Genomic DNA, 13,745 nt, shown 5'->3' with positions numbered 1-13,745 from the left:
GATTCCACTAACCCCGGCCCCGTCGGCATGGGCGGGATTTTGTTATCTTCGTCAGTGCGTTAACGGGCTTTGCGGGCGGTATAGAAAAGCCACAGGCCGGGTCCGCGCACCTCAATCCCGCGTTTGCCCATGGCGCACCCCGGTCCCATTTCACGGTCTACACCGGCGGCCGGAAAACCCGCGCCGGTCGCGAGTTCGACGAGATCCATATCGCGAAAGGCGCAGCGGAACGGCTCGTTGTTGAACCGTGTATCCCACTCGCGCAGAAACTGCTCTTCGGGGGACTGGCCATGATACTGCGGTTGTTCTGCGTGGAGCATGAGCCCGCCGGGTTTTAGGATGCGGTGAATTTCCTTGGCGACGCGCCGCATCGATTTTTGCGGCACCTCGTGTAGAAACATCGCACTGGTGACAACGTCAAAATGATTGTCCGGGAAATCGGTGGTCTCGGCGTTCTGTTGGGAGAAATGCACCGCGACGCCGAGGGAGTCCGCGCGATCCTTGGCGAACCGTAGCAGCGGCGCGCAGGCATCGATCGCATGAACCTCGGCCTTTCGAAAATGCTGCGCCAGCGGCAAGGTCGAATGGCCGACCGTGCAACCCAAATCGAGAATGCGCGTCGGCACGATATCGGGGAATTGGCTCACGATCCAATTGACCATCGACCAGCCCGCGGCGTCGTTCCACTTGCCGAACTCGCCGCCGGTCGCGAGGTACAGGCTCGCGGTATCGTACATCGCGCCGGCATACAGACCGGCGCCGTCGTCGGCGTTGTAGCCGCCCGGCATGCAGTGCAGGTCGACCGCCGTGACATAGCGTGGCACCTTTAGGCCGGGGTTGAGCCGCAGCGTCGATAGGCCGGCGCTCTTCTTTTTCGCCGCTAGAGCTTCGAGCCGGTCGAATTCGTGCGCCAGCACGTGGCTGCGCGCGGCGTAGGAAAGTTCCTGATTACCGCGCTTTAGCGAGCTCCACATTTGCCAGTAGGGGTCGGCGTACATCGCTTTGCGGACCTCGGCGCGGGTCGCCGGTTTGTGACCGTGCTGTTTGACGAAGGTCGGCTCGACCCGCGCCTGGTAGGCGCGCTTGTTGCCGGGATAAATGTCCTGGGCGACATGGAAATATGACGTCATGACGAAGTCGAAACGGGCCAGATCGTCGTGGCTCATCGCCGGGCTCAGCGCGTGCTGTCCCTCGTGGCGCACGGAAGGCGGACGTTTGCGACCGCCGCGTTCGGGATGCATGGCGAACTCCTTGGATTCGTGTGGCGCAAGTCTAGCAAATCGCCCGGGCCGCCGTCATCGCGGTCGCAGCACCGGTTCGCGCAGCAGTAGCTAGTCGATGCCGTCCGGGTTGGGTCCAATCCGGACGATGCGTTTGCCGCGGTTGCCGCCGGTCATCATGTCGAGCCACCCGCCCATGGCGTTCTCCAGGCCGTCGATCACGTCCTCGCGGTAAGTCAATTTGCCGTCCTTGATCCAGTCCGAGAGCTGCTGCAACCCTTCCGGATAGGCGTCGACATAGTCGTGGATGATGAACATCGGTTGGTTGCCGGGCCAGGTCCACGGGCTGCCGTCGTCGTTGACGTGGCTGTAGTTGGCCGAGACGCCGACGCGGGTTACCCGGCCGCCGTCGTTCATATTCCCTAGAGCCGCCTCGGCAATCGGCCCGCCGACATTGTCGTAATACATGTCGATGCCCTTTGGGGCCGCGCGGGCGATGGCGGTAGCGAGATTGTTGACGGCCTTGTAGTTGATCGCTTCATCGCAGCCGAGCCCTCGGATCCAATCGCATTTCTCGTCCGTGGAAGTCAGACCGACGACCCGCGCGCCCATGATCTTGGCGATTTGCACGGCGAGCGACCCCACCGCACCGGCCGCCGTCGAGATCAACATGGTTTCGCCTGGCTTGGGCATCAGGTCGCGCACGATCGAGAAGTAGGCAGTGAGGCCGGTTCGTCCGAGGACACCGCAGGCGGTCGAAATCGGTCCCAAGCTTGGATCGACCTTCCGCGCCCCGGCGCGGTTGTGGATGTAATGCCCGCGGCCGTCCGACAGCGCGTAGTTCTGCCAGCCCAGGACCTCGTTGATGATATCGCCCTTCTTGAAACCGGGGTGATTCGACAGCACGACTTCGCCGACGATATCGCCCAGGAGCGTGCCGTAGAGCGGTACAATCTGGGCGTTGCGCGGTGTGGCGTTCCAGGTCAGCCGTTGGAACGGATCGAGCGACAGCCAAATACAGCGCACTAGCATTTCGCCGGGCGGCGGCATCGGCACGACATCCTCGACATACAGAAAATCGTCAGGCCCGGGATCGCCGATCGGATGGCGTTTGAGCAGCCAGCGCCGGTGCCGCTCGGTCGCTGGGATCGGCGAAACCTGTTTGAGAACCTCGGAGACGTCTTTGTCCATGTCCGCAGTCTAATCTAGCGCACCGAGGGGTGCGCAAATGTCGGGCAGGAAGCTACTCCTTCAGGTCCTCCCACAGCTCCTTCACCTTGGCAAAAAAGCCTTCGGATTCGGGGCTATGCGATTTGCCGCTGCCGGCATCTTCGAATTCTTTCAGCAATTCTTTTTGCCGCTTCGACAGGTTGACCGGGGTTTCGACCAGCGTCTGGATATAGAGGTCGCCCTTGCCCGTGCCACGCACCGCCGGCATGCCCTTGCCCTTCATGCGGAACTGCTTACCGCTTTGGGTGCCGCTTGGCAGCGTCAGGCGCGCCCGAGTCCCGTCCAGCGTCGGGACTTCAATATGCCCGCCCAGTGCGGCCGTCGTCATCCCGATCGGCACCCGGCAGAACACGTTGAGGCCCTCTCGCTCGAAAAAGCGATGGGGCGTCACCGACAGGAAAATATAGAGATCGCCGGGCGGCCCGCTGCGCAGGCCAGCCTCGCCTTCACCCGACAGTCGAATGCGGGTTCCGTCCTCGACGCCGTGCGGAATATTGACCGCAAGGGACTTCTCGCGCCGCACCCGGCCCGATCCGCCGCACGGTTTGCACGGGTTCTCGATCACGTGGCCGACGCCCTGGCACGTCGGGCAGGTCCGTTCGATGGTGAAGAAGCCCTGCTGCGCCCGCACTTTGCCGTGTCCGCGGCACATGCCGCAGGTCGATGGGGCGCTGTCGCCTTCGCTGCCCGAGCCATGGCAGACGTCGCACGCGACCGAGGTCGGGACGCGGATCGTCGCCTTTTTGCCGTGGTAGGCCTCTTCCAGGGTGATTTCCATGTTGTAGCGCAGGTCGGCCCCGCGGGTTTGCGCCCGCGCGCGTCCGCCGCCACCGCCGAAGTCGCCGAACAAATCTTCAAAGATGTCAGAAAAGCTCGACGCGAAGTCGAATGCACTCGATCCGCCGCCGCGGCCCATGCCGCCGTTCTCGAATGCCGCGTGGCCGAACTGGTCGTAGGCCGCGCGCTTCTGGTCGTCGCGTAGCACGTCGTAAGCTTCGGAAAGTTCCTTGAACTTAGCTTCGGCGGTGGGATTGTCCGGGTTTTGATCCGGGTGGTACTGCATGGCGAGCTTGCGGTACGCCTTCTTGATGTCGGCCGCGCTCGCCTTGCGACCGATGCCCAACGCCTCGTAGTAGTCCTGCTTCGCCATATCAGCAGCCGCCCCGCCGCATTGTCCCTGAACGTCGTTCCGCCCCGCGCGTAAAAGGCATACGGCACGGGGCGGAAAGTTTCGTCATCGGTAACCGACCGGTCGGTCCTATGCCGTGTCTTTCTTGTCGTCGTCGACTTCTTCGAAGTCGGCGTCGACCACGCCATCGTCGCCCGGACCTTGGTCGGCCCCCGCTTCGGCGGCGTCCGCGGCGCTATCGGCTTCGGCCTGCGATTTGTAGATCGCCTCGCCCAGTTTCATCGATGCCGTCACGGCGGCGTCGCTCTTCTTCTGGATTTCGTCCTTGTCGTCGCCGTCCTTGACGGCCCGGAGTTCCTCCAGCGCGGCTTCGATCGCGTTCTTATCGCTGGTCGAGACCTTGTCGCCGTGTTCCTTGAGGTTGCGTTCGGTCGTGTGCAGGACCGCTTCGGCCTGGTTGCGCATTTCGACCAATTCGCGGCGCGCCTTGTCTTCGCTCGAATGCGCCTCGGCGTCCTTGACCATCTGCTCGATGTCGGCGTCCGACAAGCCGCCCGACGCTTGGATGCGGATCTGCTGCTCCTTGCCGGTGCCCTTGTCCTTGGCCGAGACGTTGACGATACCGTTGGCGTCGATGTCGAAGGTGACTTCGATTTGCGGTACGCCGCGCGGTGCCGAGGGCAACCCGACCAGATCGAACTGACCCAGCATTTTGTTGTCCGCGGCCATTTCGCGTTCGCCCTGGGCGACACGAATGGTCACCGCCGATTGGTTGTCGTCGGCCGTCGAAAAGACTTGGCTCTTGCGCGTCGGGATCGTCGTGTTGCGATCGATCAAGCGGGTGAACACGCCGCCCAGGGTCTCGATGCCGAGCGACAACGGGGTCACATCCAGCAGCAGCACGTCCTTGACGTCGCCTTGCAACACGCCGGCCTGAATTGCCGCGCCCATCGCCACGACTTCGTCGGGGTTGACGCCCTTGTGGGGTTCGCGCCCGAAGAACTTCTTGACCGTTTCGATGACCTTCGGCATCCGCGTCATGCCACCGACCAACACCACTTCGTCGATCTCGCCGGCACTCAGACCCGCATCCTTCAAGGCCTTCTTGCACGGTTCGACTGTGCGTTGGATCAAGTCGTCCACCAGCGCTTCGAGCTTGGCGCGCGTCAGCTTCATGGTCAGATGCTTGGGGCCCGACGCATCAGCCGTGATGAACGGCAGGTTGATTTCGGTCTGAGCCGAACTCGACAGCTCGATCTTGGCTTTTTCCGAGGCTTCCTTCAGCCGCTGGAGTGCCAGCTTGTCGGAGCGTAGATCGATGCCCTGTTCTTTCTTGAACTCGTCGGCGAGGTAATTCATCAGCCGCATATCGAAGTCTTCGCCGCCGAGGAAGGTATCGCCGTTGGTCGACTTCACCTCGAACACGCCGTCGCCGATTTCGAGTACCGAGACGTCGAAGGTGCCGCCGCCGAGATCGTAGACAGCGATCATCTTGCCTTCGTTTTTGTCCAAACCGTAGGCGAGCGCCGCGGCTGTCGGTTCGTTGATGATGCGCAGAACTTCGAGGCCCGCGATCTTGCCCGCGTCCTTGGTGGCTTGGCGCTGGGCGTCGTTAAAATAGGCCGGCACGGTGATGACCGCTTGCTCGACCTTCTCGCCGAGATAGTTCTCGGCTGTTTCTTTCATTTTTTGCAGGATGAACGCCGAGACTTGGCTCGGCGAATATTTCTCGCCGCGTGCCTCGACCCAGGCGTCGCCGTTGCCCCCTTTGACGATCTTATAGGGGACCATGTCTTTATCTTTGGCGGTGACCGGGTCCGCGAAGGTGCGCCCAATCAAGCGTTTGATCGCGAAGAGGGTCGCTTCCGGGTTGGTGACGGCCTGCCGTTTGGCGGCCTGTCCGACCAAGCGTTCGCTGTCTTCGGTGAACGCCACCATCGAGGGGGTTGTGCGGGCGCCTTCGGCGTTTTCCAGAACCTTGACGTCGCCGCCTTCCATAATCGCGACGCACGAGTTCGTGGTCCCGAGATCGATACCGATTACTTTGCTCATGTATTTACTCCTATACGGCGGATCCGCCTGTGGGCCCCAAGATGGCAGCCCGGGTGTGGATCCCCTGCGGGAACGTCCGCTATGGCCGGAGGGTTATATAGGCCCCTATTTCGGCCCGACAAGCGTTGACAGCCCCCAATTGGGACAAATTTGTGGATTTACGCAGCCAAATGCGGTGTGGGCGTGTCTATCCCGCCCGACCGGTGTGACGGGCGTGATAGCGCGTCTCGATTGCATCCCAAATCTCGGCTTCCAATTTGACCCCGTTGAACCGGTTGGTTTCTTGGATGCCGGTGGGGGAGGTGACGTTGATTTCGGTAAGATACTTACCACCGATGACGTCGATCCCGACGAAGATCAAGCCGCGCTCTTGGAGGGCCGGGCCGATGGCGGCGCAAATGTCCATTTCGTCCGCCGTGATTTCGGTCTTTAGCGGTTTGCCGCCGACGTGCATGTTGGCCCGCACTTCGCCGGCCGCGGGCACGCGGTTGATTGCGCCGGCCGCCCGACCGTCGATCAGGATGATGCGCTTGTCGCCCTCGCGGACCTCGGGCAGGTAGCGCTGCACGATCACCGGTTCGCGGAACATTTGGGTGAACATCTCCATCAATGCGGACAGATTTTCGTCGTCGGGCCGCAGCCGGAACACACCGGCGCCGCCGTTGCCGAACAGCGGTTTGACAATGATGTCCTTATGTTCGGCGCGGAACGCCCGAATCTGCTCCAGATCGGCGGTTATCAAGGTCGGCGGCATCACCTGCGCGAAGTGAGTGACGAAAAGTTTCTCCGGCGCGTTACGGACGTGGACCGGGTCGTTCACCACTAGGGTGTTGGGGTGGACGTGCTCCAGGATATGCGTTGCCGTGATGTAGGACATGTCGAACGGCGGATCCTGGCGCATCAGCACCACGTCGAGCGCCGCGAGATCGATGATCTCGGGTGACCCGAGAGTGTGGTGATTGCCCTTCTCGGCCCGGACCTGCAGGGGCTGGGCGCGGGCCAAGGCGCGACCGTCGCGCAGGAACAGATCGCGCGGTCCATAGTGATACAGGCCGTGGCCGCGTGCCTGGGCCTCCAGCGCCAGCATGAAGGTCGAGTCCGCCGCGATATCGATTCCGGCGATGTGGTCCATTTGGATGGCGACGGCAAGGCTCATAGGGTTCCCGGCGGTTTGAAGTGAGAGGCGCGCTCAGTTCAGGCGCGATTTGATCTTTTGTACCAGCATCGCGGCGTCCTGGCGCTGTTCCTCGCTCGACGCGGCCCCGTAGTAGCGCTCCGCAGAGGCGACAGCGTCGATCACCCGGCCGCAGGCGACCTGCATGATCCCTAGTTCGCGCCACAGCGGGGCTTGCGTGGGGGCGAACAGCAGCATCCGGTCCAGCAATTCGGCCGCACGGTCGAACTGACGTTCCTGGACCGCGCGCGACTTCAGATTGTTTTGCAGGCGCAGGAGGACATCGCGTTTGGACACCGGCCGGTAGTGTTCGGGCCGCAGCTCGGTATCCCGGTCGAAGGTCTTCAACAGGTCGCGCATTGCCGGTACCGTCAACACCGCACCGTCGTTGAACGGATCGAGTACCGCGCGTTCGTTGTCGTGGGCGATGCGGATGAGAAAGTGATATGGGAACGACAGGCCCACGGCCTGCCATCCGGCAGACTCAGCCGCGTGGATCAGCAGAATCGCGAGGCTTACCGGCAAACCCTTGCGCCGGTCGATCACCCGAATCAGGTTGGCGTTTTGCGCATCCTCGTAGGTCTGTTTGTCGCCGCTATAGCCCTGACTCTGCAGCAAGTGCTGGAGCGCATCGGCCTTGGCTTTGAGCGTATTTGACGTGCCGCCGAGCGCGGCGGCGAGTTCCGTCAAATGGCTTTCGTACCGGTCGAGACCGACCTGGGGCCGGTCGAGCGCGGCTAGCCAAAGCCCGGCACGACCGAGGTCGATCGCCTCGTCCTCGGTGTCGGCCAGTTCGCTCAAACGGGCGCGCAGATCCGCCGGGTCAGGCGGTCCGTCGCTCACGATGTACGCCGCGGATCGTCCTTGAGGAGCACGAAGCTTACGACGCGGCTTACGCCTTTGATGTTGCTTGCATGCCCGGTCACGCGCTCAAGCTCGGCTTGGTCCTGGGCGATGCCCATCAGGTAAATCACAGAGTTGACCGTCTCGACCGAGTAGTTGATGGCGGAAACATCCTTGTCGCTTAGCAGCTTTAGGCGCAACTCGTTGGCGATCCGAACGTCCTTGAAGTAATCGATGAGGCCCGCGCGGTTGCGAACTTCAACCTCGTTGAAGACCTCTTTGACACCCTTGGCTTGCCACGCCAAGCGGGCGACCTCGACGCGGTCGTCGGGGGTATCGACGCTGCCGCTCAGCAAGACCCGCCCTTCGACCGAATCGACCGTCACGCGGGTAAACAGTTTGTCGCTTTTCTCTAGGAACTGGTCGCGGATGCGAAACTCGATCGTGGTGTCGTCGACCGCGTCTCCTACCGATCGTTCTTGGACCGTGGCGACGCCAACCGTGGCGACGCCGCCGACAAGTGCGCCGGCGCAACCGCTAAGCGCAAGTGCGCCAACCAGGAATCCCAGAGGACGGATGAAGGACGTGCGAATCACGCGAAAGCCTCCTCAAGTACAAAATCTCTCATAGACACATACATTAACACGAGGGGTGGTCCGCCGGGCAGTCCGATCACGATGGCCGCCACGCATCGGCAACATGGTGCGGCCACCGGCCCGGGCACAGGAACACCATATCGAAGCGCAGCCGCAAATGGCCGAGGCGGCGCCGGCCCGCATACATTTCAAGGGCGCGCTCAATGCGCCGCCATTGGCCTTCGCCGATCAAATCGCGCAAGGGCACAGGCCCGCGCCGGGCCTTGACCTCGATCGCGACAAGGGTGCGGCCGCGCCGCGCGACGATGTCGATCTCGCCCGCCGGGGTGCGCTCCCGCCGAGCCAGAATCCCGTAGCCCTTCAACCGCAATAGCCAGACGGCGACGGTTTCGGCGCGGCGTCCGAGGGTCTCGGCGTCCTCGCGGCGCCGGGTCATGTGCTCTGGGCCAGCGCCAGCGCGCGGGCGTAGACCCGGCGCCGCGACACACCGGTCGCCGCCGCGACTTGCGCCGCCGCGCGGCTGGGCGAGGCGTCGGTCAAGGCGTCGCGGACCAGGGCGTCGAGGGTGTCGTCGTCGATTTCCGCGGCCAGCGCCGGTGGGCCGACGACGACCACGAACTCGCCCCGCGCCTCGGGCACGGGGATATCGCGCAGCCCCGCCAGGGTGCCGTGGCGAACCTCTTCGTACATTTTAGTTAGCTCCCGGCAGATCGACGCCTCGCGGTCGCCCAGGGCATTGGCCAATTCGGCGAGGGCTTCGGCCAAGCGCGATCCGCGCTCGAAGAACACCAAAGTGGCGCGGAGTTCCTGGAGGTCGGCCAAGACCTCGCGCCGCGCCGACTTTTTGGTGGGCAGGAATCCGCCAAAAAAGACCCGGTCGGTCGGCAAACCGGCCACCGAGAGCGCCGCTGTGAGGGCGGACGGCCCTGGCACGGCATAGACCGCAATGCCGGCGTCCCGCGCGTCGCGCACAAGCTTGTACCCGGGGTCCGACACCAGTGGCGTTCCTGCATCGGAAACCAGTGCAATCGCGGCCCCTTCGCTCAGTCGCTCGACAATTTTCGGTCGCATCGTCGCCGCATTATGGTCGTGGTAGGCCCATAATTTTGCAGCGATGCCGAAATGCTTGAACAAACGCCCGGTCACGCGGGTGTCCTCGCACACCACGAGGTCCGCCTGCGCCAAGATTTCGCGGGCGCGCTCGGTCATGTCGCCGAGATTGCCGATCGGCGTCGCGGTGACATACAGACCGGGGCTTAATTTACTTGGCATTCGTGGACCGTTACTCTCTCTGGGCGGATCGACGGGGACCGATGATTTGACCGACCGACTGCCGGTTTCCGGCCTGCGCCGAATGCGCCGCTTGCGTTTCGCCTTCCTCGCCACAGCGGTCTCGATCGTTCTCGCGGCGTGCGCCGACACCAACTTGGGCGCGGTGCTGCCGACAATCATACCGGATCGCGGGCGCCAGGCATCCCTGCCGCCTGATCCCGCGCCGCCGCCGGTTGCGGCCCCCGAAGCCCCTGCACCGCCGCCGGTGACCGCGCCGGTCGATTCAGCCGCACCCCGCCGTGTCGAGCCTGCGGCGCCGCTCCCCGGACCCGTCGCCGCTGCGCCCGTCCTGACGCCGCCGCCGGATCAATCGGCGGCGCCTCCACCCGCGCCGGAAATCGCCCTCACACCGCCCAGTGCCGATGAAGACGGTCCGGTTCGAGTGGCGCTCTTGCTGCCGCTCAGCGGGCCTAATGCCGCGCTCGGCGAGAGTCTCCTGAATGCCGCGCTCATGGCGCTCTTCGATATTGGCGATACCCGTCTGACGTTGATGCCCAAGGACACCGAGGGGCTGCCCGAAGGGGCTATCGACGCCGTCGAGCGGGCCGTCGCCGACGGGGCCCAGATCGTCCTCGGTCCCGTGTTCAGCGCGTCGGTCCAGGCCGCCGCGCAAGTGACCCGGGCCCGTGGCCTCAACATGATTGCCTTCTCGACCGACCGTGCGGTGGCAGGGACCGGCGTCTTTCTGATCGGTTTCATGCCTGAACAGCAGGTCGACCGCGTCGTCACCTTCGCCGCGCGGCAGGGCTCGCGGCGATTCGCGGCGCTGGTGCCCCAAACAGCTTACGGCGATACCATCGTCGCCGCGCTACGCGACTCGGTGGCCGCCAACGGCGCCGCGTTGACTCGTGTCCAAGTTCTTTCTGGCGGGCCCGACAGCTTCCAAGATCCGGTCCAGACGTTGGCGGATTACGAAAGCCGCCGCGCCGAATTGGCCGGTGTTCGGGCGCAACTCCTGGCGCGCGACGACGAGGTGTCGCGGCGCACGCTGCGACGGCTCGAAGGGCGCGATACCGTCAGCGATGTCGGCTTCGATGCCGTCTTGCTGGCCGAAGGCGGCGACCGGCTGCGGGCGCTCGCACCGCTTCTGCCGTTCTACGACGTCGACCCGGCGCAGGTCCGATTCCTTGGGACCGGGTTGTGGGACGAACCAAACCTAGGGCGCGAACCCTCGTTGGTGGGCGGGTGGTTCGCCGGCCCCGAACCGCGCGCCAGCACCGAATTCCGCGACCGCTATGCCCAACTCTTCGGCGCGGTACCACCGCGCATCGCCAGCTTGGCCTACGACGCGGCGGCACTGGCGGCGGTCCTCGCGCGGACCCGTACCCCGCCCTATTACGACGGCGCGGGCCTGGCCAATCCGGCCGGCTTCGCCGGGATCGACGGCATTTTCAGGTTTCGCGCCGATGGCATTTCCGAACGCGGTCTCGCCGTTCTGGAGGTTCGGCCCGATGGCCTAAAGGTGGTCAGTCCGGCCCCGGTGACGTTCGATCCGGCAACGAACTAAGCGCCTCGGACACCTCGGCGACCACCGCGTTCAAGACGCGGCGACCCGCTGCTGTCGCTGCCATTCCGGTGTCCGCGACGACAAGTAGATCTTCCTCAACCATCGGTGTGATTCGCGGCGCGGTCCGTAGGTCCGAGAGCGTATGGCCGGTAACCGCTTCAAACCGTTCGGCGGGGATCCCTTCGACGAGGCGAAGACCGGTTACCAATAGCTCGTCGATACAGGCCGACGGGTCGAGCATCGTCGATTCCATCGTTCCGTGCCCGTGGGCGGCGACCGCCGCGTGCCACACCGCAGGGTCATGGATCGTTTCGGTGGCGACGCGGCGATTGTCGACGACCAGTCGTCCGTGTGCCCCCGGTCCGATCCCGATATAGGCGCCGTAGCGCCAATAAGTCAGGTTGTGCCGCCCCTGCTCGCCCGCGCCGGCGTGGTTGGACACTTCGTAAGCGGGCAGGCCGGCGGCCTCCATCACAGATTGTGTCACGTCGTAGAATTCGGCGAGGCGGTCGTCGTCGGGCATGACGAGGGCGCCGCGCCGCCGGGCCGCATCGAATGCGGTCCCGGCCTCGACGGTCAACTGGTAGGCCGACACATGTCCGGTGGCGTGCGCGAGCGCCGCGCCAAGTTCGCGTTCCCATGCGGCCACCGTTTGGCCAGGCCGCCCATAGATCAGATCGAACGTCGTGCGCGCAAACATTTTGCCTGCGCTGGCAAGGCCGCGCACCGCGTCCACGGCGGAATGGTCGCGTCCAAGGAAGTTCAATGCGTTGTCGTCAAGCGCTTGAATACCAAGCGACAGGCGGTTGACGCCGGCAGCGGCGTAGCTAGCAAATGCCGTGATCTCGCTCGACGTCGGGTTCGCTTCGAGAGTGATTTCGGCGTCGTCCGTGAGTCCCAGTACATCGGCCGCGTCGGCTATCACGCCAGCGACAAGACCGGGCGGCATCAGCGACGGCGTGCCGCCGCCGAAATAGATGCTGGTCAGCGACGGTCCGGTCGCGCCCTGCACCGTGCGCGCGTGCATCATTTCCGCGCGGAACGCCGCGCGCCAAATGGCGGCGTCGACCGGTTGCGTCCGGTACACATTAAAATCGCAGTAGGGGCAGATGCGGTCGCAGTAAGGCCAATGAACGTAGAGGCCAACCCCGGCTGCCGGATCGGCGGGGAGCGTCGCGTTAGGCGCCGCCACCGAAACAGGCATCCAGCAGCTTGTTAAAGGCGACCGCGCGGTGGCTGATGGTGTGCTTCACCGCTGGGTCCATTTCGCCGAAGGTGATGTCATACCCGTCGGGCACGAAAACCGGGTCAAAACCAAAGCCGCGATCGCCGCGCGGCGGCCACACGAGCGTGCCGAACACCTTGCCCTCGAAGGCTTCGCAATGGCCGTCCGGCCAGCATAACGCCAAGATTGCGGTGAAATTGGCGCGGCGGTCTTGGGCGTCGCCCATTTCGTCGTTGACCCGTGACATTGCGACCATGAAGTCCCGGTCCGGCCCGGCCCACCGGGCCGTGTAGATCCCCGGCGCTCCGTTCAACGCCGCGACCTCGATGCCCGAATCGTCGGCGAGTGCGGCAAGTCCCGAGCCCGCTACTGCGGCGCGGGCCTTGAGCAATGCGTTGGCAACGAACGTATCGCCGGTCTCGTCGGGTTCGGGGAGATTCAGCTCCTTGGCCGACACCACCGTCGGGCCAAGCGGCGCAATCAAGTCGCGAATTTCGCGCAACTTGCCGTCGTTGTGGCTGGCCAAGACGAGACGGGGTTCGGTGAAGCGGCGGGCCATCGCGTCTAGGTTAGCTTGAGAGCCTTGCGCTGCATCTCGGCCAGATCGGCAATACCCGCCTTGGCCAACCGGAACAATTCGTGGAACTGCTCCTCTGAGAACGGCAGGCCCTCGGCGGTGCCCTGGACCTCGATGATCTTGCCGCTCGCCGTCAGGACGAAATTGGCGTCCGCTTGCGCTGTCGAATCCTCCGGGTAGTCGAGATCGAGCACCGGTACACCCTCATAGATCCCGCACGATACCGCCGCCACTTGATCGTGCAGCGGCATGGTCTGCAGCAAGCCCTTTTCGATCAGCCCCTGCAGCGCTTGGTGGAGCGCGACATAGGCACCGGTGATCGAGGCCGTGCGCGTGCCGCCGTCTGCCTGCAGCACGTCGCAGTCGATCGTGATCTGCCGTTCGCCGAGGGCCTTCAGATCGGTGACGGAGCGCAACGAACGCCCGATCAGGCGCTGGATTTCCTGAGTCCGCCCACTTTGCTTGCCGCGCGCCGCTTCGCGCGACATGCGGCTACCGGTCGCGCGCGGCAACATGCCGTATTCGGCTGTAACCCAGCCTTGGCCGCTGTTGCGCAGGAATGGCGGCAAACGTTCCTCGATACTCGCGGTGCAGATGACATGGGTGTCGCCGCATTTGATCAGGCACGACCCTTCGGCATGTTTGGCCCAACCGGGTTCCAGCGTCACGTTGCGTAATTCATTGGGCTGGCGGCCCGAAGGCCGCTGTGTCGTGGTCATGGATGGCCTCCCGCCGTGTCGGGCGGTTCTAAAGGGCCGTCGGCGTCAGGTCCAGCCGAGCGGAGGGGTTTCGTTGACATTCGCCGTCGCACCACTACATTCAAGGCTGCTCCAAGGCCCCGGCGCATCTTGGAATTATCA

The 13,745-nt window shown here is 64.1% G+C and carries 13 protein-coding genes; 1 reads left to right on the top strand and 12 read right to left on the bottom strand.

Translation table 11 applies throughout. From position 1 onward, the window contains the following. Positions 1 to 59: 59 nt before the first annotated feature. From RID42_03935 to rsmI, 9 genes are all read right to left on the bottom strand, one after another. Positions 60 to 1,241, bottom strand: coding sequence for a class I SAM-dependent methyltransferase (locus RID42_03935; GenBank protein MEQ8246809.1), 1,182 nt, complete (start codon positions 1,239 to 1,241; stop codon positions 60 to 62). A gap of 90 nt (positions 1,242 to 1,331) precedes the next feature. Continuing rightward, positions 1,332 to 2,411 carry an NADP-dependent oxidoreductase gene (locus RID42_03930; protein ID MEQ8246808.1) on the bottom strand — a complete coding sequence of 360 codons (1,080 nt, stop codon included), beginning with the start codon at positions 2,409 to 2,411 and terminating at the stop codon, positions 1,332 to 1,334. A 52-nt stretch (positions 2,412 to 2,463) separates the two neighbouring features. Further along, a complete protein-coding gene (gene dnaJ / locus RID42_03925; protein ID MEQ8246807.1) occupies positions 2,464 to 3,600 on the bottom strand; it encodes a molecular chaperone DnaJ in 1,137 nt (378 codons plus the stop codon). 108 nt (positions 3,601 to 3,708) lie between these two features. Beyond that, positions 3,709 to 5,631 (bottom strand): molecular chaperone DnaK, encoded by a 1,923-nt coding sequence (gene dnaK, locus RID42_03920; protein ID MEQ8246806.1) that lies wholly within the window; start codon positions 5,629 to 5,631, stop codon positions 3,709 to 3,711. Between the two features lie 187 nt (positions 5,632 to 5,818). Next, positions 5,819 to 6,787, bottom strand: a complete 969-nt coding sequence (gene gshB / locus RID42_03915; GenBank protein ID MEQ8246805.1) for a glutathione synthase — start codon at positions 6,785 to 6,787, stop codon at positions 5,819 to 5,821. A 33-nt stretch (positions 6,788 to 6,820) separates the two neighbouring features. After that, entirely contained in the window at positions 6,821 to 7,648 is an 828-nt protein-coding gene (locus RID42_03910) for a transglutaminase-like domain-containing protein (protein ID MEQ8246804.1), read from the bottom strand. Next, a complete protein-coding gene (locus RID42_03905) occupies positions 7,645 to 8,244 on the bottom strand; it encodes a BON domain-containing protein (protein ID MEQ8246803.1) in 600 nt (199 codons plus the stop codon). Before RID42_03905 ends, RID42_03910 begins: the two co-directional genes overlap by 4 nt. A gap of 76 nt (positions 8,245 to 8,320) precedes the next feature. Further along, positions 8,321 to 8,680, bottom strand: coding sequence for a YraN family protein (locus RID42_03900; protein ID MEQ8246802.1), 360 nt, complete (start codon positions 8,678 to 8,680; stop codon positions 8,321 to 8,323). After that, the gene (gene rsmI / locus RID42_03895) at positions 8,677 to 9,516 is read right to left on the bottom strand and encodes a 16S rRNA (cytidine(1402)-2'-O)-methyltransferase (GenBank protein MEQ8246801.1); all 840 of its coding nucleotides are present in this window, start codon (positions 9,514 to 9,516) and stop codon (positions 8,677 to 8,679) included. Before rsmI ends, RID42_03900 begins: the two co-directional genes overlap by 4 nt. Positions 9,517 to 9,562: 46 nt before the next feature. On the opposite strand from rsmI, the gene RID42_03890 reads away from it, so the two are divergent. Beyond that, on the top strand, positions 9,563 to 11,083 hold the full coding sequence (locus RID42_03890) for a penicillin-binding protein activator (GenBank protein ID MEQ8246800.1): 1,521 nt from the start codon (positions 9,563 to 9,565) through the stop codon (positions 11,081 to 11,083). On the opposite strand, the gene hemW is transcribed toward RID42_03890, so the two are convergent. Genes hemW through rph form a run of 3 tightly spaced genes read right to left on the bottom strand, consistent with a single transcriptional unit; the run spans position 11,043 to position 13,604 of the window. After that, entirely contained in the window at positions 11,043 to 12,287 is a 1,245-nt protein-coding gene (gene hemW / locus RID42_03885) for a radical SAM family heme chaperone HemW (protein ID MEQ8246799.1), read from the bottom strand. The two genes, RID42_03890 and hemW, sit on opposite strands and share 41 nt — an antisense overlap. Further along, the gene (rdgB, locus tag RID42_03880; GenBank protein MEQ8246798.1) at positions 12,262 to 12,867 is read right to left on the bottom strand and encodes an RdgB/HAM1 family non-canonical purine NTP pyrophosphatase; all 606 of its coding nucleotides are present in this window, start codon (positions 12,865 to 12,867) and stop codon (positions 12,262 to 12,264) included. The genes hemW and rdgB overlap by 26 nt, the downstream gene beginning before the upstream one ends. Positions 12,868 to 12,872: 5 nt before the next feature. Beyond that, a complete protein-coding gene (gene rph / locus RID42_03875) occupies positions 12,873 to 13,604 on the bottom strand; it encodes a ribonuclease PH (GenBank protein MEQ8246797.1) in 732 nt (243 codons plus the stop codon). Positions 13,605 to 13,745 lie beyond the last annotated feature (141 nt).

This window comes from Alphaproteobacteria bacterium (assembly GCA_040216735.1).
Classification (GTDB): Bacteria; Pseudomonadota; Alphaproteobacteria; order SHVP01; family SHVP01; genus CALJDF01.
The sequence above is the reverse complement of the archived record's forward strand: the minus strand, read 5'-3'. Positions and strand labels throughout refer to the sequence as shown.

Excerpts from the sequence above, each read along its gene's own strand:
- RID42_03900 (MEQ8246802.1), bottom strand. The coding sequence starts at position 8,680 with ATGACCCGGCGCCGCGAGGACGCCGAGACCCTCGGACGCCGCGCCGAA.
- rsmI (MEQ8246801.1), bottom strand. The coding sequence starts at position 9,516 with ATGCCAAGTAAATTAAGCCCCGGTCTGTATGTCACCGCGACGCCGATC.
- RID42_03930 (MEQ8246808.1), bottom strand. The coding sequence starts at position 2,411 with ATGGACAAAGACGTCTCCGAGGTTCTCAAACAGGTTTCGCCGATCCCA.
- RID42_03935 (MEQ8246809.1), bottom strand. The coding sequence starts at position 1,241 with ATGCATCCCGAACGCGGCGGTCGCAAACGTCCGCCTTCCGTGCGCCAC.
- rdgB (MEQ8246798.1), bottom strand. The coding sequence starts at position 12,867 with ATGGCCCGCCGCTTCACCGAACCCCGTCTCGTCTTGGCCAGCCACAAC.
- rph (MEQ8246797.1), bottom strand. The coding sequence starts at position 13,604 with ATGACCACGACACAGCGGCCTTCGGGCCGCCAGCCCAATGAATTACGC.
- dnaK (MEQ8246806.1), bottom strand. The coding sequence starts at position 5,631 with ATGAGCAAAGTAATCGGTATCGATCTCGGGACCACGAACTCGTGCGTC.
- dnaJ (MEQ8246807.1), bottom strand. The coding sequence starts at position 3,600 with ATGGCGAAGCAGGACTACTACGAGGCGTTGGGCATCGGTCGCAAGGCG.
- gshB (MEQ8246805.1), bottom strand. The coding sequence starts at position 6,787 with ATGAGCCTTGCCGTCGCCATCCAAATGGACCACATCGCCGGAATCGAT.
- hemW (MEQ8246799.1), bottom strand. The coding sequence starts at position 12,287 with ATGCCTGTTTCGGTGGCGGCGCCTAACGCGACGCTCCCCGCCGATCCG.